This window comes from Paraburkholderia gardini (assembly GCF_907164575.1).
Taxonomy (GTDB): domain Bacteria; phylum Pseudomonadota; class Gammaproteobacteria; order Burkholderiales; family Burkholderiaceae; genus Paraburkholderia; species Paraburkholderia gardini.
Window position 1 is genome coordinate 15,289 of sequence record NZ_CAJQYY010000040.1, and the last position, 23,284, is coordinate 38,572.

The window sequence follows — 23,284 nt, forward strand, 5'->3', positions numbered from 1 at the left end:
CCATTTTATAGATTATGAACGAAATGAACTCGAGTGATTTCGAAGCCCTTCTTACGGCGCAGCGTAGCGCCATGATTCGCGATATTCCGACATCACCTGTCACTGCACCGGCCGAAACGCCGACGCTCACCAAGGCTGAACTTGCCGAGTTGCTGTTCGACAATGTCGGGCTCAACAAGCGAGAGGCGAAGGACATGGTCGAAGCGTTCTTCGAGGTGATTCGCGATGCGCTGGAGAGTGGCGATAGCGTGAAGCTGTCCGGGTTTGGCAACTTTCAGTTGCGCGACAAACCGCAGCGTCCCGGAAGAAATCCGAAAACGGGTGAGGCGATTCCGATCGCCGCGCGCCGCGTCGTGACGTTTCATGCAAGTCAAAAGCTGAAGGCGCTGGTTGAAAGCGGCGCTGAGGCGAGCTTCGCGCGCTCGTAGTTTTCGCGCGTTCCCTGCGCAACACCACCACGGCTAACTGACGATGACAGCGACGATCGAAAAAGTCGTCTTGCCTCCGATTCCGGCGAAGCGCTACTTCACGATTGGTGAAGTCAGCGAGCTATGCGGCGTGAAACCGCATGTGCTGCGATATTGGGAGCAGGAGTTCACGCAGTTGAGGCCGGTGAAGCGACGCGGTAACCGTCGCTACTATCAGCATCATGAAGTGCTGCTGATTCGCAGGATTCGCGAGTTGCTGTACGAGCAGGGGTTCACGATCAACGGTGCGCGCAACCGTCTCGATTCGCACGGCGGTCACGGTGGCCCTGCCGCGATCGAAGAGGTTGAAGAGCCGGTGGCGGCGAAGCCTGCTGGGACGTCGTCGAACGTCGATGTCGACCAGTTGCGCAAGGAGCTGCTGCATGTGCTCGATGTGCTGAGTCATTGATCGTGTCGACGGAGCAATCCGGCAAGTAGCGCAGCCTGTAGCGTACCTGCATGGGGTGCAGGTGGTCGGAGGTTTCAGTCCTCTCGCGCTGTGTGCTGTTTGTTGGGCGCCGGCGGTTCTAATCGGGCGGAGGCTCTGTTATACTTTGCCGCTGTTCGGGGCGTAGCGCAGCCTGGTAGCGTACCTGCATGGGGTGCAGGTGGTCGGAGGTTCAAATCCTCTCGCCCCGACCAAAGAAATCAAGGCCTTATGGATGCATGTCCATAAGGCCTTTTTCTATTTCTGGCTTCCGTGCCCGAAAAAGATCAGAGCCTCATGTCATAAAGACCGGACGGCTGCCTGCCGCGTTGTTACGTCGCGCGCGATATCCCTGGCTGTGCCAATTACCGTTGCCAGTCGCGGCAAACCACACGCGCCACCCGCCACCCGCCACCAGATGCCTGCGTTGAGCGACCCGAGTCCGGGCTACAGCGAAGAAGCAGCGCGAGCCGCCTGGTCATATAACCCGCTCATCCGCACGAAAAATCGCGCGGCTTCGGACATGGCCGGCTTCATGTCCTCTTCGACAATGCCCAGAAGGCAACGATCGCGCACCTCGCGGTAGTTCGCGATGACCTGTTCGCCGTCTGGCGTGGTCTGATACAACACTTCCTTGCCTACCTTCTGGCCCACCACGAGCCTGGCGGCAAGCAGCTTTTTCAGCGAATAGCTGACGGAATGCGTATCCGCGAGATTCAGTACGAAACAGATGTCGGCGAGCTTCCGGTTGCGTGCGCGATGCGCCACCTGATGCAAAACCACGACGTCCATGAAGGTGAGGTCGCCATGGCCCGCCGCCTTCGTACCGCGTTCCAGCCATTCATTGAACGCGTTCCAGCAAACAATCATCCCAAACTCGAACTCACTCAATCCCTCGTTGCCGGGCGACACGAGATGCGGTGACAGCACGACGGGATGTTTCGCTTCTTTCATCGTTCGACTCCTCGTTTTCCCGGACTTTAGCACTTTTGCGATATTGATACATTGACGAAACGCCGGCGTTTTACTAATGTAACTCCAGCGTAAGACACATTCGTTCAACTTCGACGTCGGACCCGCTCGTGCGGCGCCCGCGGGATTCGTGTTGCCTGGCGTTTTCTGGATCGTCGGTACGTCCACGGTGTGTCGCAACGATTCGCCCCTGGAGAAAGAAGATGCACAACGAAAGAGACATTGCCGGCGCTGTCGTGGCATCAGGCCAGCCGCGCGTCCGGCTGTCGGTGGATATCGGTGGAACGTTCACCGATGTCGTACTGGAAACGGGTGAGCGACGGCTCACGAAGAAAGTGCTGACCACGCCGGAGCAGCCCGAACGCGCAGTGCTCGAAGGCGCCCAGCTCGTCCTCGACGACGCGGGTCTCGTGTTCGCCGACATCGACGTCTTCGTGCACGGCACCACGCTGGCAACGAACGCGGTGCTCGAACGCCGCGGCGCGCGGACGGCGCTGATCGGCACGATGGGCTTTCGCGACATCGTCGAGATCGGCACCGAGGGGCGTTACGACCAGTACGACCTGCAGATCGAGAAACAGGTGCCGCTGGTGCCGCGTGCGCTGCGGCTCACCGTCGAGGAACGCATGAATGCGAAGGGCGACGTGCTGCTGCCGTTGAACGAACGCATGCTGCACCGTCACATCGACTTCCTGCACGCGCAGCGCGTGGAAAGCGTGGCGATCTGCTTCCTGCATGCCTATGCGAACGCGGCGCACGAGCAGCGCGCGCGAGAGATCGTCGCGCGCGCATTGCCCGAACTGTCGATCTCGATTTCGAGCGAGGTCTGCCCGGAGATCCGCGAATACGAACGCACCTCGACCACGCTGACGAACGCGTATGTCAAGCCGCTGATGTCGGCCTATCTGGGGCGCATGCGCACGTCGCTCGATGCCGTCGGCTTTCGCGGACCGCTGTACCTGGTGACGTCGAACGGCGGTTTGACGTCGGTGGAAACCGCGTGCCAGTTCCCCGTGCGGCTGGTCGAATCGGGGCCGGCCGGTGGCGCGATCTTCGCCGCCGATGTCGCGCGTATCGCCGGTGAGCGCAAGGTGCTCGCGTTCGACATGGGCGGCACGACCGCCAAGGTCTGTCTGATCGACGAGTTCAATCCGGATCACGACCGCGTCTATGAAGTCGACCGCGCGGCGCGTTTCCAGAAAGGCAGCGGCTTGCCGTTGCGCATCCCCGTGATCGATCTGGTCGAGATTGGTGCGGGCGGCGGCTCGATCGCCCGCATCGATGCGCTGAAGAACATCGTGGTCGGTCCGCAGAGCGCAGGTTCGGTGCCGGGCCCCGCATGCTATGGCCGGGGCGGTACCCAGCCCACCGTCACCGATGCCGATGTGGTACTCGGACTGATCGATCCGGCCGCGTTTGCGGGCGGATCGGTGCATCTCGACGTCGAGGCGTCGCGCGCGGCGCTGCAGTCGGAGATAGCCGGAGCCGCGGGAATGACGCCGGAACTGGCTGCATTCGCTGTCTACGAGATGGTGTGCGAGAGCATGGCGAGCGCGGCGCGCGCGCACGCGATCGAGAAGGGCAAGGGCTTCGCCGATCGCACACTGATTGCGTTTGGCGGCGCGGCACCGCTGCACGTCGCGCGGGTCGCCGAAAAGATCGGCGCGAGCCGCGTGCTGGTTCCGCCGGGTGCGGGCGTCGGCTCAGCGGTGGGATTCCTGCGCGCGCCGGTTGCCTACGAGATCGTGCGCAGCTATCACGTGCGCCTCGACAGCTTCGATGCCGGTGCGGTCGGGACGATGCTCGGCGCGATGGAAACGGAAGCGCGTGCCGTGGTCCGCGAGGGCGCAGCCGGCGCGCCGATGCAGGTGCGCCGCGTCGCGTTCATGCGGTACGTCGGGCAAGGGCACGAGATCGCCGTCGATACGCCCAGCGGCGACGATCCGGCGGCCTGTGCCCAGATCCTCGGCGAGCGTTTCGCCACTGCGTACACGCGACTTTTCAACCGCACCATTCCCGGCGCGCCGGTCGAGATCCTCAGCTGGTCGGTGAACGTCAGCGCACACAGCGGTGCGGCGTGCGCCAGTGTCCGCGCACCGGATTGCCCGGCTGCGGCGGTGGCTGCAGGCGAACGCGAATATTTCGACGGACACAGCGGCGCGCGCATACCGGTGCCGGTGTACCGGCGCGAAACGCTGGGGCGCGATGCGCGCGTGAGCGGGCCCGCGCTGATCGTCGAGCGCGAAACCACTACTTTCGTGACGGCCACCTTCGATGCCGAAATCGATCGCCACGGCAACATCATCCTGCAACGCAAGCAGCAACAGCAATCCGGAGACCGCGCATGAACACGTACGACCCGCTTCAAACCATCGAATTGCAGACCATGTGGCATCGCCTGATCGCGATTGTCGAGGAACAGGCGCAAACGTTGTTGCGCACGGCGTTTAGTCCGATCGTCCGGGAGTGCGGAGATCTGTCGGCCGGCGTATTCGACACGCAGGGACGCATGCTCGCGCAGGCGGTGACCGGCGCACCGGGTCACGTCAACACGATGGCCGAATCGGTGCAGCACTTCCTGCGCCGCTATCCCCTCGGCACGATGCGGCCCGGCGACGTATTCCTGACCAATGATCCCTGGATGGGCACCGGGCACCTGAACGACTTCGTCATGGTGACCCCGTGCTTCCGCGAGGGGGAGGCGGTGGCGCTTTTCTGCGCGACGAGCCACATCATGGATATCGGTGGCCTCGGCTTCGGTCCGGATGCGCTGGACGTCTACATGGAAGGCCTGTATATCCCGCCGCTCAGGCTGTTCGACGGCGGCGAACTGAACAGCACGCTGATGGAGATGATCTGCGGCAATACGCGCCAGCCGATGGAGACCGAGGGCGACACATACGCGCTTGCCGCGTGCAATGCAGTGGGTGCAAAGCGGCTCGTCGAAATGATGGATGAGTTTGGCCTGGCGTCGCTGGACGCGCCCGGGCAGTTCATCCTGGAGCGCTCGCGCGAGGCCATGCTCGAACAGGTCCGCAAGCTGCCGAAAGGCACGTGGCACAACGTGATGACCGTCGACGGCTATGGTTCGCCGATCGAGATTCATGCCGCGCTGACGGTTTCCGATCACGGCATTCATGTGGATTACGAGGGCAGCTCGGCGCAGTCGGCGCGCGGAATCAATGTGCCGGTCAGCTATGCCACCGCCTATTCGCTGTTTGGTCTGGCATGCGCGGTATCCGGCAGCATTCCCAACAATTCCGGTTCGCTGTCGGTATTCACGGTGGCGGCGCCGCCCGGCAGCATCCTCAATGCCGCGCGGCCGGCCCCCGTGTCGACCCGCCACGTGCTTGGACAAATGCTGCCTGACGTGGTGTTCGGCTGCCTGCGCCAGATCATGCCCGGGCGTGTGCCGGCCGAAGGCACGGCAGCCGTGTGGCTGATCACGCTGCGTGGCGAAACGCCGGACGTCGCCGCAGGCACATACGGCTTCACGCTCGGCTTCACCAGCAACGGCGGCACCGGCGCACGCGAAGCGCGCGACGGTCTCTCGGCGACTGCATTTCCGACGAGCCTCGCCTGCACGCCTGTGGAGATCGCCGAAACACAGACGCCGCTCGTGTTCTGGCGCAAGGAGCTGCGCGAAGGCTCAGGCGGAGCGGGCAGGACGCGCGGTGGACTGGGGCAGATCATCGAAATCGAGTCCGCGTGCGAGAAACGCTTCGAGATCCTCGCGTCGTTCGACCGGATCGATTTCCCGCCACGCGGCCACGACGGCGGCCACGACGGCGCGGCGGGATTCGTCGGCCTGCGCTCCGGCGAGCGGCTGAAGGGTAAGGGCGCGCAAAGCGTGGCCGCGGGCGAACGGCTCGTCATCATGACGCCGGGCGGCGCGGGCCGCGGCGATCCGCGCGAACGGGACCCTCTGCACGTGCGTTTCGATGTCGCCAGCGGGCTGGTGTCGTCGCGCGATTCGGAAGCGATATACGGCACAACCTGAGCAGCCTGGGCTGGCGGCACGGCGCGGCGCCTATGCGCGAGGCGCACAGCGCCACCAGACGGGAGCAAAAGGCAGTGCACGCAGCTTTATTGATATGTCATCCTGAACGAGAGGGTTGGGAAATGAGAAACGACAGAGAAGTAGCGAAACCTGATGCGGGCGCCCGGCTGGAACGGTTGCCGATGAGCCGTTACCAATATCTGCTATTCGCGGTCGTGGCGACCGCGTTCCTGTTCGACACGGCGGATACCGCGGCGCTCGCCTACATGCTCGGCACGATCAAGGCGGAACTCGGGCTGAGCGTGGCCGAGGCCGGCGTGCTCGCCAGCGCGAGTCTGCTTGGCATGTTTTTCGGTGCCGGCATTGCGGGCATTCTGGCCGACCGCTTTGGCCGCAAGCCGATCTTCCAGTTCAGCATGCTGCTGTGGGGGCTGGGCAGCCTGTTGTGCGGTCTGTCGACGACCTATACCGGCTTGCTCAATGCGCGGCTCCTGCTCGGTGTCGGCATGGGCATGGAACTGCCCATCGCGCTCGCGCTGATCGCCGAGTATCTGCCGACCCATCTGCGCGGCCGCTTCACCGCGATTCTCGAAGGTTTCCTGCCGGTCGGCTTCATCGGGGTCGGGATTCTGGTCTATTTCCTGATGCCGCTCGTGGGCTGGCGGGGCGTGTTCCTGGTGCTCGCCGTGCCCGCGCTCTTCCTGTTCGTGGTCCGCCGCATGGTGCCGGAATCGCCGCGCTGGCTGGAAGCGGCTGGACGCCTCGACGAGGCGGAAGACGTGATGGCGCTCATCGAATCGAAGGTGATGCGCGCAGCGGGCCTGCTCAGGCTGCCGGAGCCGGTGATCGGCGTCGTGACGCTGGAGGCGGACACGCGGCACCGGTGGCTGTCGGCGCTCGGCGATCTCTGGCATCCCGATTACCGCCAGCGCACGCTGATGCTGTGGATCGTCTGGTTCCTGACGCTACTCGGGTTCTACGGTCTTACGTCGTGGCTCGCTTCGCTGTTGCAGCAGGCGGGCTATGCGGCGACGAAATCGATCTTCTATACGGTGCTTATCTCGTGTGCCGGGATTCCCGGTTTCATGGCGGCGGCATACGCGCTCGAACGCTGGGGTCGCAAACCGACCGCGATAGCCTATCTCCTCGGCAGCGCGGCAGGGGCGTTCGTGTACGGCCAATGCATCAGCCATCGCGCGGATCTCGCGCTCCTGATCGCCGCGGGACTGGCGATGCAGTTTTTCGTTTTCGGCATGTGGTCGGTCATCTATGCGTACACGCCGGAACTGTACCCGACGCGATCGCGCGGAACCGGATCGAGCATGGCGTCGGCGATCGGGCGGATCGGTTCGATCATCGGCCCGTCCGGCATCGCGTTGATGCTGCCGCTGACGGGCCCATCAGGCGCCTTCGCGATCGGTGCAGGCTGCTTCGCGCTGGCGGCCGGCACGATTGCGCTGCTCGGCCCGGAGACGAGAGGCGTGACGTTGAACTGAGCGAAGAGGCGCGGGGCGGCCGAAAAAGGCACGCCCCCCGCCGCACCCGGCGGTACGCCGGCCGGGTATCGCGAATGAATTGCTCGATTGCCAGCGCAGCGTCGAACAGGCGCTCGTCGTCGCCGTGTCTGGCGACGAGCTGGACGCCAAGCGGCAGTCCATGAGCGCCGAGTGCGAACGGGAGGGTGATGCACGGCAGGCCCAGCAGCGTCCAGACACGATTGAAGATCGGGCTTCCGGTGCTTCCATACTCGACGGCCTCACCCGGCGCCGCCGGTGTGACCAGAATGTCCGCGTTCGAAAAAATCGCCTCGATATCGATGCTGCGACGCGACTCGAGCGCTTTCCGGTAGTCGTCGAAGCTAACCGGATCGTCGTTCAGGAACTGGAACAGGCATTGACTCAGTCGATCCGCGAACTGCAGCCGTTCGGTGGTGAGCTCGGCGCGCATCTCGAACTTCATGATGGTGTGGTGCAGCGCATCGAGGCCGGCCGGTAACGCGGCTTCGTTCGATGCACCGATCGCCGACGCGAGGCGCAGCAGCGCGGTACGAAGTTCGGGCGAAGCCTGTGGCCAGTTTCCCGTGCGGCAGATTCCCAGAACAGGCGGCCTGGAAGGCGCCCGGTCCGTGAGCGGCCTGAGCGCGGACCAGATGGATCTGGTGGTGAAGACATCCCGTGCCATCCATCCGATGCAGTCGAGGCTTCTCGACGTCGGCTTGACGCCAGCGAGACTGAACATGCCGTGGCTGGGCTTGTATCCGACGATTCCGCAAAACGAAGCGGGGCGGATGATCGATCCGGCCGTTTGGGTTCCGGTTGCCGCTTCAACCTGAAAGTCCGCGACGGCCGCCGCGGAACCGGACGACGAGCCGCCTGGAGAGCGCCGCCGGTCGACTGGATTTCGCGTGACGGGTGGCGTCAGATACGCGTACTCCGCCGTCGCGGTCTTGCCGAATATCAGCGCGCCGGCATCCCGCAGCATGGCAACGATCGCGGCATCCGCGAACGCGACGTGATCCGCGCAGGCGGAAGAGCCGCAGCCAGTCGCGAAGCCGGCGACATCGATGATGTCCTTCACGCCAACCGACAGGCCGGCGAGCGGCTTTCCGCCTTCACTTCCCGAGGCGAGGAATTCCCGTTCGATCGCGGCGGGATCCAGCTGTGTCCATGCGCCGATTTCATCGCGCCGCTGGACTGCGCGTTCGAGGTGAGCGCGCCAACCCTGTGGGCGACCGGTCGGATACGAAGAAGAATGGGTCATCTGAAAATCGCTCGTCATGGGTTTGCCCGGAGAAACGGAGCACGGTGTGTTCCGTTCAGCAGCATCCTTGCGTAACCCGGTTAAGGCAAGTGCAACTTTGGAAAGGGTACGTTGCCTTCAGGGCAACCAGGGGACACGTTGCCTCATGGTGCCGTCGCTAACGCGATGCACAAATCCTCGAGGCTCATGTTCCGTTGCATCGCGAGGGTGCGCAGTGCGGCATAGGCGCGGTTCGCGCCGCTGCTCATGCGCCCGAAAAAACGGGCGACCTCCGCCATTTGTGCTTATGGTCCATACCCAAAAATGGACCGGCAAGATCAACATCTGGCAGGGCGTGTTGCTCTGGGAGCAACACTCGTACAACGCCCGTCTCCGGGCGGGTTGCACCAGCCGGCAGGCGTTTCATTTCACACGCATTCCGGCTGGTGCATTCAGACGCTATTGATTTTGCGGAAACATCGCGCGCCGGGCGTCGTCGTCCATTTCGGTCTTGAGCGTCAGGCTGCTCTTCAGCGCATTGACGCGTGCGGCGGCGGGGCGCGCTGAAATTTCATCGACGAGACGTTTCACATGTCGATAGTCGGCAAGACCTTGCTCACCGAAGATATAGGCCGCTGAATTTGCCCAGCCCCATAGCGCGATATCGGCAATCGAATACTGGTTGCCGGCAAGGTAAGGCGTGTCAGCGAGCCGTCGATCGAGTACCTGGTAATGCCGTTCGACTTCCTTGACATAGCGGTTGCGGGCATACGGAAGCGGCTCGGGCGCGTAGTGCAGGAAATGCACGGCCTGACCGGAGAACGGCGACAGACCTGTCGCAACAAGTTGCAGCCATGACAGCGCCGCCGCGCGCCCAGCTGGCGCGGACGGCATCAGCCTGTCATGTTTCTCCGCGAGATGCAGAAGGATCGCGTGAGAATCGAAGAGTGTGATGCCGTCGTCATCGAGCGCCGGTACTTTGCCATTCGGATTGATCTTCAGGAATTCAGGTGCGTGCTGCTCTCCCTTGAAGATGTCGATGGGTTGCAGGTTATACGGCAACTGCAGTTCTTCCAGCATCAATGCGACTTTCGTGCCGTTCGGCGTCGGGTGGAAGTAAAGGGTCAACATGGGGATTCCTTCAGTTTGAATTGAGCGGATCAAAGGCAGGCATTGGCAAAGGCCGCGAGGCAGTGGGCTTTGCCTGACGCCTATGCCTGGGAAAGTGCCGGTCTAGAATTGCTGCAGGATATATTCGCTAACCTTGGGTGCATCCGGCTTGAACAGCGTGTCGATCCGCGAGTTCAGCACGTACACCTGACCATTCTTTTTCACGGCCGCAGTGGGCATGGACTGTTCGCTTTTTTGTTTGCGGACAATCGTGGCGCTATGCCAGCCATCGGTGGAAACCAGTTCGACGGTCTGATCCACGCCCGCGTTTTGCACGACGACAAGATGGTTGCCGTCGATCAGGTTGAATCCGTCCGCGCCTTTCAACGGCGCTGACAATTTCACCGGTTCGATTTTCGACGGATCGTTGAGGTCGACACGGAACAATTCGCCCGAGTTGTAATTGCCGGTCAGCAGATAACCGTCGCGATGTATGGCGATGCCATTCAGGTTGAAGCCTTCGCCGGTTTTGAAGCGTGCGTCGCGCGCGAAGATCGACGCGTGTCCCTTTGTGTCGATGCGGTAGATCACCGGCGCGAAACTGTCGGTCACATACGCGTTACCGCGGGCGTCGAGGACCAGATCGTTGGCCAGATGCGCACCCGGATCGAGACTCGACAGATCGTAGTAGGCACGCGGTGCTCCGGTGGTGGCGTCGTAGGTCGCCACGGCCGCCAGCTTGCCGCGCGTGGCCTCACTGGTGCGTTCGCCGGCGCCCGGATCGGAGTTGGTGACCCACAGAACGTTGCGTCGGTCGTCGACCAGCAGGCCGAGCGTGGACACGAGACGGCTGTCCTTGATGAAGACCGTGTACCGGCCGTCCGGCGTGACCTTGCCAACCGTGCCGTGCCGGACCGAGCCCACCATGAAGACGTGTTGCCGAGCGGACCACGTGACGCTTTCCGGATAGGCCTGGTCGGCGGTGAATGTGATGTCGCCGGCGATCGCCAGGTTCGAGGCCAGCAAGGTCGCCGCGAGCACCGTGCCGGTCCACAGCTTCCGTGCGATGAAATGCATGTTGCGAGTTTTCATGATCGTTTCCTTTTTCCCGGCACCATGCCGTCGATTCGATGACGTGATTGTGCTTTTGCGGGAATTGCTAAACAATCGGCTAACATGCAAAGTCAGATTGCAATAAATGCAAGAGTGGAGCGCTGGATGCTAAAAGACCTGGAGGTGTTTGTCGCCGTTGTCGAGGCGGGCAACTTTTCCACGGCTGCGCGCGAACTCGACGTCGCGGTGTCGTCGGTGACGCGCAGGATCGACGGTCTGGAAGCCGAACTGGGGCGTCCGCTGTTTCGACGGGGAACGAGAAGGCTGGTGTTGACCGACGCCGGGCAGCACTTCCTCGGCACGGCGCGCAACGTGTTGCTGGAGTTGACCGAAGCGCGCGATTTCCTGTCCAGCAGCGATGCCGAACCACGCGGCGTGCTGACCATCGCCGCGCCGTCGGCTTTCGGACGGCGGCACATCGCACCTGCTGTGCGGTCGTTCCTGATGAAATACCCGCACATGAAGGTCGATCTTCAACTGAGCGACAAGGTGATCGATCTTTCGGTCGAGCGTGTCGATCTGGCCATACGGATCGGGCGCCTCACGGATGGCGATCTCGTGGCGACCCGGCTCGCGCCGTTACGGCGGCTGGTCTGTGCCGCGCCGGCCTATCTGGAGAAAGCCGGGCGCCCGGGCACGCTCAGGGAACTGGTCGATCACGAATGTCTGACGGTGTCGTCAAAGCCGACGCCGCCTGGCTGGTGGACCTTCCCGGGTCTGAACCGCGGCGCGCCGTTGCCGGTCAGCGGACGCCTTCAGTGCGACGACACGGAGACCCTGCTCGACGCTGCTGTCGCGGGTTTGGGTGTGGTGCATCTGGCGAGCTGGCTGGTCGGCGACTGCTTGCATGAAGGTCGGCTCGTGTCGCTGTTTTCGTCCGACGACGGCAACGCCGTCAAGGACGCCCCCGCGATCTACGCGGTTCGCCTGCCTGGCCGCTCGCACGTGACGAGGGCGCGTCTGTTTCTGGAGCATATTCGCGGGCACATCGGCGATCCGCCGTATTGGGACCGGCCTTTGCCGCGCTGCGCGTAGCGCTCGACGCGCTGTACGGCGCGATCGTCGATCAGGAAGCCGCGTGGGAAGTTCCGTTCCTGACATCCGACGAGGCAGTCCGCGAAGCAATGCGCCTGAGTGCGGCTGCTACCAGACCGGTTGTGATCGCGGACACGCAGGACAACCCCGGCGCGGGCGGCGACTCGAACACGATGGGGATGGTGCGCGCGCTGCTGCGCAACGGCGCGCAATGGGCCGCGGCCGGATTGATCTGGGACCCGGCCGCCGCGGCGCAAGCGCATCGGGCGGGTATCGGCGCGCGCATCGATGTCGCGCTCGGCGGCACATCGGGCGTGCCAGGCGACGGACCGCTGTGCGCCTCGTTCGAGGTCGTCTCCGTGACGGATGGCCAATGCCGGTTCGACGGGCCGATGATGCACGGCATGGAGGTCGATCTTGGCCCGGTCGCCTGTCTGCGGATCGACGGCGTGTCGATCGCAGTGAGTTCGGTCAAATCACAGATGCTCGATCGCAACCTCTACCGTGTCGCCGGAATCGAGCCGGAGACGATGGGTATTCTGGTGAACAAGAGCTCCGTGCATTTTCGGGCGGATTTCGAACCCATCGCACATGCGGTGCTGGTCGCGAAGGCACCCGGTCCGATGATCGCGGACCCGGCCGATCTGCCGTGGACCCGCTTGCCGCGTGGCCTGCGAATGCGCCCGATGGGCCCGGCGTTCGAAGGCTGATTACGCGCGCTCAGACAGGTTGCATCGCGCGAAACAGCGTGATCGCCCAGTCGACGAAGACCCGCACCTTCGACGCCAGATGCCGGTTCGCCGGATAAGCGATATGAACCGGAATCTGGCCGGCATGCCAGGCCGGAAACAGCCGTTGCAACGCGCCGGATTGCAGATGCGGCTCGACCAGAAACGCGTAGGTGGTCAGCACGCCGAGTCCGGCAATGCCTGCCGCGAGCGCCGCGCCCGAATCGTTGACCGTGAGCTGATGGGCGCCGTGGACCTCGACCACGGCATCGTCGCGTGCAAGTTGAAACACGAAGTCGCGGCCCGAGCGCGGCGACGTCATGCGCACGATCGTGTGACCTTGCGACAGACCGGCCGGTTCGCGTGGCATGCCGTGACGCGCAAGATACGCAGGCGAGGCGCAGATGATCAAGGGTAACGTGCCCGCGGGCCTTGCGATCAGCGAATCGTTGAGCAACGGCCCGAGCCGCACCACGCAATCGATATTCTCCGCGATCAGATCGACCGGCCGGTTGCCGATATTCATTTCGACCTGCACATCCGGATAGCGCGCGAAGAAATCGGGCATCGCGGGCATCACGACCTGACAGGCGAGCGAGCCGGGCAACTCGACCTTGATCTTGCCTTTCGGCAAACGGGTCGCACTCGATACGCCGCCGTCGAGCGAGCCGACCTCGTCGAGAATGCGGATCGAGCCTTCGTAGTAGGCCTGGCCTTCCTGGGTTAACGTGAGCTGTCGGCTCGTGCGATGCAAAAGCCGTACGCCGAGGTCTTTTTCGAGTTCCTGGACAAGACGCGTGACGGTGGACTTCGGCACGTTCATCAGGTCCGCGGCGCGGGTGAACGTGCCGGAATCGACCACCCGGACGAACGCCTGCATGGCGGCGAGTTTATCCATTTACGACACCAGTCGGGTTGGCACGATGCAATCGCGGATCGGGGACAGGCGGCACGTATCGTCCGCTTCGGTCTATGGACATCCGGGGATTCTCGCACACCGGAAGAAGAGTCCGACGAGCGGATGCCCCGCCCGAACCTGCTGTGTCACCGGCAGGGCCGGTGTCGCTCATGCCTCGCCCAGAAAGCCGGCCAGCGCGTCATACGCGTGACGGCGGTTCTTTTCGAGGACCAGCATGTGCGTGGCTTCGCCGAGTTCGAGCCAGCGCTTGTCGGGCGAGCCGGTCAGATGAACGAAATAGTCCTGGGCCAACGCCAGCGGCACGTCGACATCCCATTCGCCATGGATGAGCAACACGGGCACTTCGATCTGGCCGGGGTCGTAGAAAGGCTTGCCCACCGCCCAGAATTCGCGGATATCCTGGACGGGTCCGTTGACGGCGCGGATCGACTGGCTGGCGCGTAACGTCGGGTCAGGTTCCGTGCGGACCGTGTTGTCCAGCCACGCTTCGAAGCCGCCGTCGGGAATCAGCGTATCGCGCTTCCATTGCGGCGCAGCCCCGACCCATCTTTCGCGCGCATCGGCGGCGCGTACGACGCGATAGCCGCCAGGCGTGGCGCCGGCGCCAAGCGGGATCGGCCTGTCGCTGACCCACTGCGGCGCGATGAGTCCCAGCTTGCGCACCTTGTGGCCGTTGCGCGCCGTGAACGCGCCGGTGACGCTGCCGCCCCACGACATGCCGATCACGTTCAGACGTGCAATGCCCGACGTGCGAAGCACGAAGTTGACGGCTGTCGTGAAATCGCGGATTCCGGTTTCGGTGCGCACCAGCGGTTCGCTTTGCGACGCCGGCAGGTTCATTTCCTGCGGGCGGGTGGACTCGCCATAGCCGCGCACATCGACGGCATACACGTCAAAGCCGGCGTGCGCCAGATAGTCCATGAACGAATAGCCCTCGATCGGGGTGTCGTAGAGACTGCCGGAACTGTAGGTTGCACCGTGCATCAGCACCACGGTGCGTGCTTCGCCGAAATTCTCGCGGCCGGCAGGCCGCTTGTTGCGGACATGCAGTTCGATGTCCGGCGTGTCGCCCGGAATCATGAAATCCCGGGTCTGAATAACTGTGTCGCTGGTCATGATGATCGCCCGATGAGGGTGTGCGGTTAACGGGGAATCCACACGAAGCCGGTGTCGTCGCGTTCGACGACGCCGGCCGACGTGCCGGGGAAATGGCTGCTGAAGAATGTCGCGCGGTGGTCCGCGGCATGGTTCAGGGCCCACAGGCGCGAGCGCTGCGCATCGTCCCCAAACTCGCAGAACACGGAGTTCCATTCCGGTTTCGCGACCTGCACCGGGTGATGCATGACGTCGCCGGAAAATAGCGCGTGTTCGCCGTCGGACGCGAGGCTGATCGACAGATGATCGAAGCTGTGACCTTTGGTGCGGTGAAACGTGAATCCGTCGACCGGCTGTTGATGTTCCGCGTCGATCAGCAGCGCCTGGCCGGCATCGACGACCGGCTGGACGCTGTCCGCGAATACGCCGGCACTCGGCGTCCGCACATGCTGTTCGTCCGCGTAGAAGCGGTATTCGGCTTCGGAGAATACGTACTGGGCGTTCGGGAAGGTGGGCACCCAGCGCTCGCCACTGCGTATCGTGTTCCAGCCGACGTGATCGACATGCAGATGCGTGACCAGCACGAAGTCGACGTCGGCGGGCTGCACGCCGGCGGCGGCAAGGCGTTCGAGATACGGCGTGTCGAGCTGGTTGAACAGCGGATTGAGTGGACGGCTCTTGCCGTTGCCCGCGCCGGTGTCGATCACGATCGTATGGCGGCCGGTCTGAACGATCCAGCTATGCACGCTGAGCGTCAGTATCTGGCCGTCGGCCGACGCATTTTCCGCTCCGATCCAGCGCGGCCTGTCGTGCGTCAGAACCGTCCGGTCCCTGGCGGGAAACAAAAAGTCAGAGGGTACTTCGGGGAGAATCAGTTCGGTCACGCGGGTGACCGTCGTGCTGCCGATCCGATAACGTTGAATGGTGTCCACTTGAGTGCTCGTCCTGCTGGAGGAGACCCCGGCGGGGTGTCGGGGCATGGACGCCATGGTGCCGCCGCCGGGCCGCGCGAGGAAGCAGGCCGCGGCGAAAGGATCGTTGCTAAAAGACGAACGTCGGGAAATTCATCAGCAGTTCCGCGGGGTACCCCGGTCAGTGCCACCAGGGATCGGATCGACGTGCCTGGATTCGTCGATGGGCGCGGTGAGACTGGCGACACGCACGATGCTTCCATCACATACCGGGTATCACCTGGCATCACCTGGTATTGCCGTCAGACCGTGCGCACCGCGCAACTCATCGCATACCCTGGGTTTTTCGCACCCACCGGGACGCACCTTTTCTGGCGGCCCGAAGCCCGTATTCCGTGCGCCGGACGGCATGCGTTTTCTGCAAGCTTATGATGAAAATAATGCATTGGTGTAATAGATGCCGTTGACGTGAAATTAGCACGTCCATTCTATTTTCGATATGACCGGTCACCCTTGATCCGGACAGGCCACGCCAGCGGCACGACCCACGGGGGTCGCCGGACACCAGAAAGCTGTGCAATCAGATCCGCTGCAGGCGGACACAAAAGAGGAGACATGCATGCGTTTGATCAGTCAGGGTATCTGCGGGGCCGCGCTGGTTCTCGTCGCCGGCAGCGCGGCGGCGGCCGAGTCCGGTGTGATGTTGTACGGTGTGGCCGATACGCTCGTCCAGTACCTCGACAACGGCGGGCAGCATTCGTATTCCGAACGAAGCGGCGGCTCGACCGGTTCGCTGTTCGGGCTGAAGGGCAATGAAGACCTGGGCGGTGGCCTCAAGGCGCAGTTCGACGTCGAGACGGGTTTCAACCTCAACACGGGTGGCCTGTTCGCCGATACGTCGTCGCTCTTCTATCGTCAGGCATGGGTCGGGCTGGATCACGCGACGTACGGCTCGCTGTCGTTCGGACGTCAGTACGAACCGAGCTTTCGCATCGTCTATCCGACCGATCCGTTTCGGGTGAACGAAGTCGCGTCGCCGTTCTCCGCGGCTGTGCTTGCGGTTGATCGCAACACGCTGTCGACGCAGTACGACCCTGGCCGCGCGAGCAATTCGATTCTTTACCAGTCGCCGGATATGCGTGGGCTGAAGCTGTTCGGCATGTACGCGTTCTCGTCGACCATCACCCAGCCGGTGCAGGAAACGACCGGCAACATGCTGAACGTCGGGCTGCGTTATTCGGGCTACGGCTTTTACGCGGGTCTTGCGTATGTGAACCAGCATCCGGGGCAGGAAACGATTGCCTCGTTGCCGGCACCGCTCAGCCTGCTCGGCACCGAGCACTTTATCGGCGCGCTGGGTTACCAGCTTGGCATCGTGAACTTCCAGTTCAACTATTCGTATAACCGTTCGAAGGATCCGGCGCCAGGTTCGCTCGCCGCGCGGCTCGGTACGGCGCATTCGCTGAGTATCGCCGAACTGGGCGCGACCATTCAGGTGACCTCCGCGGACGTCATCGAGATCGCGGGTATCGAGCGCAACGTGCGCGGCGCGCACGACAACACACCGGGCATCGAGATCGGCGCGGAGCACTCGATTTCAAAGCGTACGACCTTCTACATGCGCGCGGGTTACATGAAGAACAACGGTAGCGCGACGGTCAGCTGGCCGGGCGTCACGGTGAGCACAACGGACACGAAGCAGGTGCTGGCGATGATCGGCATGACGCACCGCTTCTGAGCGGTGGCCGCGTGAACACAAGGCATCCGGCAATCCGCTATGCGGGAACCGCCGGATGCCTTTGTGCTTTTCACGTCACGCGTGAGGAGAGCGGTTTTCCGTGAGGGAAAGCGCGATCTGTGATCGCGCCGCTCAGGCAGGGTCTTCGAAGGTCATATCGTGAGTTTTCGGACGCAACCGGTGTCGCGCCGAAAGCGTCCGCGCAATAGCGGGCCGCGTTACTGCCGGGGCCGCTTCGTGCCCGGCGTGCGTCGCCGCTTCGCCGCAGCCGGCGCTGGCGTGACGGGAGTCACGGCGACGCCAGTCGCATTGGGCGCAGCGTGGTCAACGGTCTTGCCATCCAGTGACGTCGCAGCCGCAGCCACAGCCACAGCCGGCGCCACGGCCGTGCCGGGCGGCACGGTGATCTCCGTTTGCGAAGCGGGCGGCTTGCTGGCCGCCTGAGCCGCGAACATCCAGCGCTCGACGTTCAACGCGCGCTGGTCGATAGCCGGCTGCGCATCGCCGGTTGGCGCTCTCGCGGCGAACAGCGCCGCCGCCGTTTGCGGTCCAGCCGTATTGCGCTGCTGCTCCTGTTGCACGAGTTCGGCGTAGGAGACCAGCGCCGCTTGCGCGTCGTGGAAGCTCGACGGCACATCGGCGACAGCAGCCGCCATCTGGACGACGCCCGTCGCCGCGATTGTCGCCGGCGTATCCGTGCGCGGCTTGTCGAGCGATATCGTTGAAGCGAAGCTGCCGACCGGATTCAGCCCCGGCCCCGACATCGTCCGGCGGCAAAGCTGCGGCAGTTGCCATTTGTCGCACGCATAGCGAAGCACACAGGTGTGATCGTAGACGGTGTGATCGACGCCGGCCGGCACCCACGGCGACACGAGAATCGCGGGCACGCGCACGCCGAGGTGATCGAACGCGTAGTTGTCGGTGTGATCGTCGGGCGGCGTCGCGGCGGGGGGCTGGACGTGATCGTAGAAACCGCCGTGCTCGTCGTAGGTGATGATGAGCAGCGTGGATTCCCACAGTGCCTGGTTCGCGCGAACCGCGTTATAGACGTCCGCGATCAGCTGCTCTCCAGCGGCGATGCCCGCAGGTGAATGCTGGTCGTTCTCGACACCGCCCATGCCCGCGAAATAGCGCGGCTCGATAAACGCATACGACGGGAAGTTGTCAGCCTGACCTTTGCAATCGGTGAAGAAACTGTCCATGACCTGATAGTGATTCGTCAGCAGACGCTTCTTCAGGCGCGTCAGGACGATCGACTGCGGAATGCCGCCGTGATAGATCCGCCATGAAATGCCTTTGGTATCGAGGCTGTCGTATAGCGTCGGCTGGCTGTAGCGGCCGAAAAACATCCGCACGGTATCGAACGCGCCGTTGGGCATCAGCACGTCGCCGAGCGTGGTGCCGCTATGCACGAACAGACGGTTCGGCCATGTCGGACCCGGCATCGACGAAAACCAGCGGTCGCACACCGTGAAATTTTTCGCGAGCGCATGGAGCGCGGATAGCTCGCCATCCCTGAAGTACGCCATCACCTGATCGCCGTCCGGAACCGGCGCGTCTGGGCTCATCCGGCGATACTCATCGACGAAATGCGCCATGCCGTCCTTGATCTGCGCCTCTACGTTGTCGAATTCATGGGGCACCTTGAAGTCTTTCCGGACGAACTGCGCGGCGATCGGCTTCTGCGTAAACGTGACGTTGTTTTTCGCGTCGAGATTCGTACCCGGATTGTCTGGATCCACACCGTCGATGGCGTGATTGAACGACGCGCGCAACGCGCCGAGCATGTGATCGAACGAGCGGTTTTCGAGCATCAGGACAACCACGTGCCGGATCGGATCGTTCGATGCCGCGACCGTCGCTGCCTGCATCGTCGCAACGCCGGCTGCGCGATCGCCGGTTCCCTGAGCCGCGCCGTTCGCGCCGGTACCGCCTTGCGGTGTCGCGGTGAGGGTCGCGGCGAGCATCGTGTCGCGCAGCACCATCCGTCCGCTGCCAGATTCCGTTTTCATCCGCAGACGCCGGGCCGCCTTCGGATCGTGCGCGAAAAACTGCTGGTTCCTGCCGGATGCCGGATCGAAGAAGCCGATATAGCCGCCCGGGTTGACGCCGAACGAAGCGAGGCCGGTCCCGCAGAAATCGTTGCGCGCGCCAGCCTGTTCGCCCGCGGTGAAGTAGTGCGGCAGCACGAAGTTCGACACCGACACGCCATCGATCTCGTAGCATTGCGACTGCACGGCGTCGCACATTTCGAAGAAGTGATACACCGTGCGATCGGGCACTTCAGGATGCGGGCCCAGTACGAGCAGATTGCATTGCGGATCGCCCACCAGTTCGAGCGCTTCGTGCGAAAGCGTCGTCGACCAGTCGTCGCCCAGCGATTTGCACAGATCGAGAAACACAAATCCGTACGGGATGCCCGACAGATTGCGATCGTGATAGCCGAGCGCGTCGTTCGAACCCGCTGAATCGAGCACGTACAGGATCGCGTCGCCGCGCAGCTCGTTCAGTTGCTGAAGGTCGGCCGCCGCGCCCGTCGGCCCCTCGACCCGCAGCCGGCCGCCGAACGCCCAGTACGGTTCGAAATCCTCCGCGATCTGACGGTTGATCGCGCGAACCACGCGATGCATTTCCCGCTCCGCAATGCTGCTCGTGCGATTGACGACAGAAATCTGGAACATGGGGCGCTCCGATGAGTGTCATGCGTCGCGCTGCCGGCGCAACGGATACGCCACGCGAACGAACGACCGTTCGAGGTCTGCGGCGGTATCCGGCTTCCTCCGACGAATGAATCGCCATGGCGAAGATTAGGCGCTGCGCGGAGTGTGAAGCAAGCTTTGCGTGATGGCTGGCGGATTCGTTCGCGGCAGACAAGGCCCTTCGAGTCTGTTGCCAGGGCCTCTGCCCGTGTGTTTCCCGAATGCGGACACTGCACTCCGGCGCGGGATCAGGCAGGTCCCGCGCCGGGGATCAGGATTTGCGGGCATCCCGGTCCGTGCCATGCCGGTTGCCGGCGGCTTCGTGAACCGGATGGCCGTGCTCGCCGTGCTGCGGATGTTGTGCGACCCGATGCGGACTCGCGTCATGGCCGTGCTCGTGCCCCGCATCGTGAGGTCCTGACGGGTGGCGATGGTCGTGCTTACGCATCGCCACCGCCTCGCGGTGCGCATCGTGACGCGCCACCTCACGATGATGTTCGTCACGCGCGTACCGTTCGGGCAGATGGCCGTTGTGATGCGCCATTACTTCATGCAAATGTGCCCTGCGGCGGTACACGTCCCGGCGATGGTCGCCGTGCGCGTAGAACTGCCGGTGACGCCTGCCGTCGGAACCGGTGAACCCGATGTACGTGCTGCCGTTCACGTACATCACATCCCGGTCGGTGGCCGCCGCGATATACACGTCGTATTGCGCGGGCGCATACGTCTCGCGCACCACCGGCTGCGTCACCACGACGGCCGGGCGTAGAGGCTGCGGTGCGACGACGACCGTCGCGGATACGGGTTGCGGGGCAGGCTGGACGACAACCCGCGCCCCTCTCGGGGTGGTGACACATCCGGCCACCGTGATGGAAAACGCAACAACAGCGACAGCGCAGGCTAGCCTCGAATCGTTCAAACCGTGCTCCGACGTCAGATTGAAAGGATGTCGTGAATAACGGATCAAACGGGGTTTTACTTGAATTGCATGCGACGTGCGGCCAGTTGCACGACCGTCGCGTTGCGGCTCGCGCCGTTTTCCGGCGCTGCCGCAGGCACGACCGCCGCGGGCAGAAGCTTGCCTTGCACCAGCAGGCTCACCGTCTTCACGATGAAAAAGCCGGGACGGATGGCCGCGTTTACCCGTTCCGGCGGCCGGCCACCCTGCCACAGGCGGCCGTGCGGTGGCGCAGCCACTTGTGCGCATAGGTCAGAAGAATGGCAAGCCATGTCGCGAGCGCGGCGAATGTCAGCAGATCCACGACGGCGCCGGGCACCGGCCAGAGTTTCGCTGCCACGCGCCATGCGTCGACGAGTGCGAGCGATCCGACTGCAATACCGAAGAAAGCGACTGGCATGGAACCACGATGGGTTTTCATGATGAGCTCCTGAATTGCGTCACGTGCCGGCCATGCTGCACTGGCACATCGTGAGAAGCACTTTAGGGGGCGGTATGAAAACCGTGAATGCCGTTCAGGTGCAATAACATGCCCGCTCGTCTCACGTGTGGCGTTGCAGGGTCTTTCCCTTTTGCGGTTTTGACCGCATGCTAGGGTTTCTGCACCGATCCGGAGACGCATCATGGACGAGCAGCAGGAACATCGCGGTTTCACGATCACGGTCAGCACGCGCGACGACCGCGCGGGCGGCGCGTTTGTGACGTTGCTGATCGAGCGCGCGTCGGCGCCGGGCCACGATACGCGCAGCGGGGCACCCCGTTCCGAGCCGGAGCATTACCGTTCGGTGCGCGCCGGGCCGGCGGCCGTCGGCGAAGCGATGGACCGCGCGCGGCGCGCGATCGACGAGGCACTCGGCGAGCCCGATCCGCTAGGAGACTGAGGTTGGCCCGCGCGGCCCGCACCCCGTACTCGCGGGCACACCAGAAAAACATCAAGACAAAAGGACGCTGCCATGCAGTTCGACTACAAGACATTTCATATCGATTGCCGGGCCCGGCACGACGAAGATGGTCACTACGTCGCGCGCGCGCGAATCACGGTGCCGGCAGTGGGCGCCGGGCGCGTCACGGCGCACGATTCCGGCGATATCGATTCGTTCGTGAGCGAAGCGGACGCCATTTCCTGCGCGAAGGCGTGGGCCATCGAATGGTGTGACGAAAACTGGGACTGAACCGGGCGCGGCGGTTCCGCGCGCGAGGACGAGGGAGAGCGACATGCCGCGTGAAGCCAGAACGGAACAGGAACTGCTTGCGCTCGTGAGCGCCGCGCTCGAATCGGATCCCCACACGTGTGGATGGACCCCGACCGGCATTCAGGAGCAGGAGGAAGACAACGAGGGTTGCAACTGGGACATCCCGTATCTGCGCGGCAACACGAAGGTCGTCGACGACACCGATGCCGACGTGAAGGACACCGTGATGCCAGTCGCCGCCGGCATCATCAACACGCTGCGCAGCCGCTACAGCCTGCTGTAGCCGCGGGCGCGTCTTGCGCCGGATAAAAAAACCGTGCCCCTCCCGCCGCGTCCGGCCGGAGGGGCTCTTCTTTTAATTTCGGGCATGACGAACGTCCTACAGACAGGTTCCGCCGATGCGTCCTTCAAAGATGCCGATGTCGATGTCCCAGTCGTCCACGGTACCCGTGGACGTGCCGTCGACACCGACGCGCACCGCGCGGCCACCGCCCAGACGTTTCATCTGGTCGGCGGTGAGCGTGGCTTCGCGGGCGTCTTCGACGGAGGGCGTGAGGTCTTTGATAACGACAGTGGCTTTCATGGCAGTTCTCCTGTAGGCGGCTGGATGAGCACGGTGGTGTGCCCGCGTCCAGTTGTGCAAGGGCCATGCCATTGGAGCGACGCGCGCGGACGAATTCGCGTCGCAGGTTGAGTGTGCGTTCAGAACGCGCAGCGACGGGGTTTTCGGGCGTTGTTTCGGTCGCGGATTCGCACGCGCGTGCCGTTTGCTGCACGCAAAGTGTTGGCGTGTGGCGAACAGACGGGCCCGTTGCTGCTGGAATCCGCGCGCTACGGTAGCCGCGCTATTTGTGGCGTAACGAAGGCGACGCTGCGATGCGAGGAGCGGTAGCGGATTGCGCGGGCGGCGCCTGCCGGGCGGCAGGAAACCCCGGTGGATAGTCGACGACACGTAGCGCGCCGGACACCTGCTGGGCGACGTAATGCGTGCCGATGCGTGCGCCGCCGACGATGGCGGCCATGGCCTGCCTGTCGAGCTCGACGCTTTCGGTCAGATCGGTGATGACGAGGAGAGTCATGACGGTCCCAGGTGATCATCCAGGCAATCATGGAATGCATGGAATGCGAAGTGGGGGGGGGGGGGGGGCGGCGGGGGGGGGGCGGGGCCGCGGGGCGCAGG

General features: G+C 63.6%; 22 protein-coding genes, 2 tRNA genes and 2 pseudogenes. 13 read left to right on the plus strand and 13 right to left on the minus strand.

The genetic code is table 11. The annotated features are described in order from the left end of the window. Positions 1–14: 14 nt before the first annotated feature. From LPA34_RS24945 to LPA34_RS24960, 4 genes are all read left to right on the plus strand, one after another. Positions 15–428, plus strand: coding sequence for an integration host factor subunit alpha (locus LPA34_RS24945; protein ID WP_228983495.1), 414 nt, complete (start codon positions 15–17; stop codon positions 426–428). Positions 429–471: 43 nt separating this feature from the next. Next, positions 472–876 (plus strand): MerR family transcriptional regulator, encoded by a 405-nt coding sequence (locus tag LPA34_RS24950; RefSeq protein WP_228983497.1) that lies wholly within the window; start codon positions 472–474, stop codon positions 874–876. A gap of 19 nt (positions 877–895) precedes the next feature. Continuing rightward, positions 896–968, plus strand: a tRNA-Pro gene (locus tag LPA34_RS24955). Between the two features lie 64 nt (positions 969–1,032). Beyond that, a tRNA-Pro gene (locus LPA34_RS24960) sits at positions 1,033–1,109 on the plus strand. 232 nt (positions 1,110–1,341) lie between these two features. On the opposite strand, the gene LPA34_RS24965 is transcribed toward LPA34_RS24960, so the two are convergent. Next, the gene (locus LPA34_RS24965) at positions 1,342–1,848 is read right to left on the minus strand and encodes a winged helix DNA-binding protein (protein WP_228983499.1); all 507 of its coding nucleotides are present in this window, start codon (positions 1,846–1,848) and stop codon (positions 1,342–1,344) included. A 221-nt stretch (positions 1,849–2,069) separates the two neighbouring features. Here LPA34_RS24965 and LPA34_RS24970 point away from each other — a divergent pair, with 221 nt between their 5' ends. The 3 genes from LPA34_RS24970 (at position 2,070) to LPA34_RS24980 (ending at position 7,362) form a co-directional block, all read left to right on the plus strand. After that, the gene (locus tag LPA34_RS24970; RefSeq protein WP_228983501.1) at positions 2,070–4,214 is read left to right on the plus strand and encodes a hydantoinase/oxoprolinase family protein; all 2,145 of its coding nucleotides are present in this window, start codon (positions 2,070–2,072) and stop codon (positions 4,212–4,214) included. Next, positions 4,211–5,866 (plus strand): hydantoinase B/oxoprolinase family protein, encoded by a 1,656-nt coding sequence (locus LPA34_RS24975; RefSeq protein ID WP_228983503.1) that lies wholly within the window; start codon positions 4,211–4,213, stop codon positions 5,864–5,866. Before LPA34_RS24970 ends, LPA34_RS24975 begins: the two co-directional genes overlap by 4 nt. Before the next feature lie 182 nt (positions 5,867–6,048). Next, positions 6,049–7,362, plus strand: a complete 1,314-nt coding sequence (locus LPA34_RS24980) for an MFS transporter (RefSeq protein ID WP_228983505.1) — start codon at positions 6,049–6,051, stop codon at positions 7,360–7,362. Positions 7,363–7,528: 166 nt separating this feature from the next. Here the strand turns inward: LPA34_RS24980 and LPA34_RS27115 are convergent. The 3 genes and pseudogenes from LPA34_RS27115 to LPA34_RS25005 form a co-directional block, all read right to left on the minus strand. After that, positions 7,529–8,644 (minus strand): annotated as a pseudogene (locus LPA34_RS27115) (amidase family protein); the annotation flags it as partial. Between the two features lie 420 nt (positions 8,645–9,064). Beyond that, complete coding sequence (locus LPA34_RS25000) at positions 9,065–9,736, minus strand: glutathione S-transferase family protein (protein ID WP_228983518.1); 672 nt, start codon at positions 9,734–9,736, stop codon at positions 9,065–9,067. A 102-nt stretch (positions 9,737–9,838) separates the two neighbouring features. Continuing rightward, positions 9,839–10,807: a hypothetical protein gene (locus LPA34_RS25005; protein WP_228983520.1), complete on the minus strand. Its 969-nt coding sequence runs from the start codon at positions 10,805–10,807 to the stop codon at positions 9,839–9,841. 126 nt (positions 10,808–10,933) lie between these two features. Here LPA34_RS25005 and LPA34_RS25010 point away from each other — a divergent pair, with 126 nt between their 5' ends. Together LPA34_RS25010 and LPA34_RS25015 are read left to right on the plus strand one after the other, a co-directional pair. Then, positions 10,934–11,863: a LysR family transcriptional regulator gene (locus LPA34_RS25010; protein ID WP_228983522.1), complete on the plus strand. Its 930-nt coding sequence runs from the start codon at positions 10,934–10,936 to the stop codon at positions 11,861–11,863. Next, positions 11,863–12,573 (plus strand): annotated as a pseudogene (locus LPA34_RS25015) (MlrC C-terminal domain-containing protein); the annotation flags it as partial. The gene LPA34_RS25010 and the pseudogene LPA34_RS25015, both read left to right, overlap by 1 nt. A 10-nt stretch (positions 12,574–12,583) precedes the next feature. Here LPA34_RS25015 and LPA34_RS25020 read toward each other — a convergent pair. The 3 genes from LPA34_RS25020 to LPA34_RS25030 form a co-directional block, all read right to left on the minus strand. Next, positions 12,584–13,489, minus strand: coding sequence for a LysR family transcriptional regulator (locus LPA34_RS25020; RefSeq protein WP_228983528.1), 906 nt, complete (start codon positions 13,487–13,489; stop codon positions 12,584–12,586). 168 nt (positions 13,490–13,657) lie between these two features. After that, complete coding sequence (locus LPA34_RS25025; protein WP_228983530.1) at positions 13,658–14,626, minus strand: alpha/beta hydrolase; 969 nt, start codon at positions 14,624–14,626, stop codon at positions 13,658–13,660. Between the two features lie 26 nt (positions 14,627–14,652). After that, complete coding sequence (locus LPA34_RS25030; RefSeq protein WP_228983534.1) at positions 14,653–15,537, minus strand: MBL fold metallo-hydrolase; 885 nt, start codon at positions 15,535–15,537, stop codon at positions 14,653–14,655. A 598-nt stretch (positions 15,538–16,135) separates the two neighbouring features. On the opposite strand from LPA34_RS25030, the gene LPA34_RS25035 reads away from it, so the two are divergent. After that, the gene (locus LPA34_RS25035) at positions 16,136–17,254 is read left to right on the plus strand and encodes a porin (RefSeq protein WP_228983535.1); all 1,119 of its coding nucleotides are present in this window, start codon (positions 16,136–16,138) and stop codon (positions 17,252–17,254) included. A 218-nt stretch (positions 17,255–17,472) separates the two neighbouring features. On the opposite strand, the gene LPA34_RS25040 is transcribed toward LPA34_RS25035, so the two are convergent. The 4 genes from LPA34_RS25040 to LPA34_RS25050 all read right to left on the minus strand — a co-directional run bounded on the left by LPA34_RS25040 (position 17,473) and on the right by LPA34_RS25050 (position 21,332). Continuing rightward, the gene (locus LPA34_RS25040; protein ID WP_228983537.1) at positions 17,473–19,935 is read right to left on the minus strand and encodes an alkaline phosphatase family protein; all 2,463 of its coding nucleotides are present in this window, start codon (positions 19,933–19,935) and stop codon (positions 17,473–17,475) included. Between the two features lie 289 nt (positions 19,936–20,224). After that, positions 20,225–20,872, minus strand: coding sequence for a hypothetical protein (locus LPA34_RS25045; protein WP_228983539.1), 648 nt, complete (start codon positions 20,870–20,872; stop codon positions 20,225–20,227). A 56-nt stretch (positions 20,873–20,928) separates the two neighbouring features. After that, complete coding sequence (locus tag LPA34_RS26930) at positions 20,929–21,063, minus strand: hypothetical protein (RefSeq protein ID WP_267478885.1); 135 nt, start codon at positions 21,061–21,063, stop codon at positions 20,929–20,931. 29 nt (positions 21,064–21,092) lie between these two features. After that, positions 21,093–21,332 (minus strand): TDT family transporter, encoded by a 240-nt coding sequence (locus tag LPA34_RS25050; RefSeq protein WP_228983541.1) that lies wholly within the window; start codon positions 21,330–21,332, stop codon positions 21,093–21,095. Between the two features lie 202 nt (positions 21,333–21,534). Between LPA34_RS25050 and LPA34_RS25055 the strand changes: the two genes are divergently transcribed. From LPA34_RS25055 to LPA34_RS25065, 3 genes are all read left to right on the plus strand, one after another. After that, a complete protein-coding gene (locus LPA34_RS25055; RefSeq protein ID WP_228983543.1) occupies positions 21,535–21,792 on the plus strand; it encodes a hypothetical protein in 258 nt (85 codons plus the stop codon). Positions 21,793–21,864: 72 nt separating this feature from the next. Continuing rightward, positions 21,865–22,083, plus strand: coding sequence for a hypothetical protein (locus LPA34_RS25060; protein ID WP_228983545.1), 219 nt, complete (start codon positions 21,865–21,867; stop codon positions 22,081–22,083). A 43-nt stretch (positions 22,084–22,126) separates the two neighbouring features. Then, positions 22,127–22,387: a hypothetical protein gene (locus LPA34_RS25065; protein ID WP_228983546.1), complete on the plus strand. Its 261-nt coding sequence runs from the start codon at positions 22,127–22,129 to the stop codon at positions 22,385–22,387. A 96-nt stretch (positions 22,388–22,483) separates the two neighbouring features. On the opposite strand, the gene LPA34_RS25070 is transcribed toward LPA34_RS25065, so the two are convergent. Together LPA34_RS25070 and LPA34_RS25075 are read right to left on the minus strand one after the other, a co-directional pair. Continuing rightward, positions 22,484–22,687 (minus strand): hypothetical protein, encoded by a 204-nt coding sequence (locus LPA34_RS25070; protein WP_228983548.1) that lies wholly within the window; start codon positions 22,685–22,687, stop codon positions 22,484–22,486. 262 nt (positions 22,688–22,949) lie between these two features. Further along, positions 22,950–23,183 carry a hypothetical protein gene (locus tag LPA34_RS25075; protein ID WP_228983550.1) on the minus strand — a complete coding sequence of 78 codons (234 nt, stop codon included), beginning with the start codon at positions 23,181–23,183 and terminating at the stop codon, positions 22,950–22,952. Between the last annotated feature and the right edge of the window lie 101 nt (positions 23,184–23,284).

Bases quoted from the DNA above. Each gene is read 5' to 3' on its own strand.
- LPA34_RS25010 (WP_228983522.1), top strand. From the start codon at position 10,934: ATGCTAAAAGACCTGGAGGTGTTTGTCGCCGTTGTCGAGGCGGGCAAC.
- LPA34_RS25065 (WP_228983546.1), top strand. From the start codon at position 22,127: ATGCCGCGTGAAGCCAGAACGGAACAGGAACTGCTTGCGCTCGTGAGC.
- LPA34_RS24950 (WP_228983497.1), top strand. From the start codon at position 472: ATGACAGCGACGATCGAAAAAGTCGTCTTGCCTCCGATTCCGGCGAAG.
- LPA34_RS24975 (WP_228983503.1), top strand. From the start codon at position 4,211: ATGAACACGTACGACCCGCTTCAAACCATCGAATTGCAGACCATGTGG.
- LPA34_RS25055 (WP_228983543.1), top strand. From the start codon at position 21,535: ATGGACGAGCAGCAGGAACATCGCGGTTTCACGATCACGGTCAGCACG.
- LPA34_RS25050 (WP_228983541.1), bottom strand. From the start codon at position 21,332: ATGAAAACCCATCGTGGTTCCATGCCAGTCGCTTTCTTCGGTATTGCA.
- LPA34_RS25020 (WP_228983528.1), bottom strand. From the start codon at position 13,489: ATGGATAAACTCGCCGCCATGCAGGCGTTCGTCCGGGTGGTCGATTCC.
- LPA34_RS25035 (WP_228983535.1), top strand. From the start codon at position 16,136: ATGCGTTTGATCAGTCAGGGTATCTGCGGGGCCGCGCTGGTTCTCGTC.
- LPA34_RS25040 (WP_228983537.1), bottom strand. From the start codon at position 19,935: ATGTTCCAGATTTCTGTCGTCAATCGCACGAGCAGCATTGCGGAGCGG.
- LPA34_RS24945 (WP_228983495.1), top strand. From the start codon at position 15: ATGAACGAAATGAACTCGAGTGATTTCGAAGCCCTTCTTACGGCGCAG.
- LPA34_RS25025 (WP_228983530.1), bottom strand. From the start codon at position 14,626: ATGACCAGCGACACAGTTATTCAGACCCGGGATTTCATGATTCCGGGC.
- LPA34_RS24970 (WP_228983501.1), top strand. From the start codon at position 2,070: ATGCACAACGAAAGAGACATTGCCGGCGCTGTCGTGGCATCAGGCCAG.
- LPA34_RS24980 (WP_228983505.1), top strand. From the start codon at position 6,049: ATGAGCCGTTACCAATATCTGCTATTCGCGGTCGTGGCGACCGCGTTC.
- LPA34_RS25005 (WP_228983520.1), bottom strand. From the start codon at position 10,807: ATGAAAACTCGCAACATGCATTTCATCGCACGGAAGCTGTGGACCGGC.
- LPA34_RS25075 (WP_228983550.1), bottom strand. From the start codon at position 23,183: ATGACTCTCCTCGTCATCACCGATCTGACCGAAAGCGTCGAGCTCGAC.
- LPA34_RS24965 (WP_228983499.1), bottom strand. From the start codon at position 1,848: ATGAAAGAAGCGAAACATCCCGTCGTGCTGTCACCGCATCTCGTGTCG.
- LPA34_RS25000 (WP_228983518.1), bottom strand. From the start codon at position 9,736: ATGTTGACCCTTTACTTCCACCCGACGCCGAACGGCACGAAAGTCGCA.
- LPA34_RS25060 (WP_228983545.1), top strand. From the start codon at position 21,865: ATGCAGTTCGACTACAAGACATTTCATATCGATTGCCGGGCCCGGCAC.
- LPA34_RS25070 (WP_228983548.1), bottom strand. From the start codon at position 22,687: ATGAAAGCCACTGTCGTTATCAAAGACCTCACGCCCTCCGTCGAAGAC.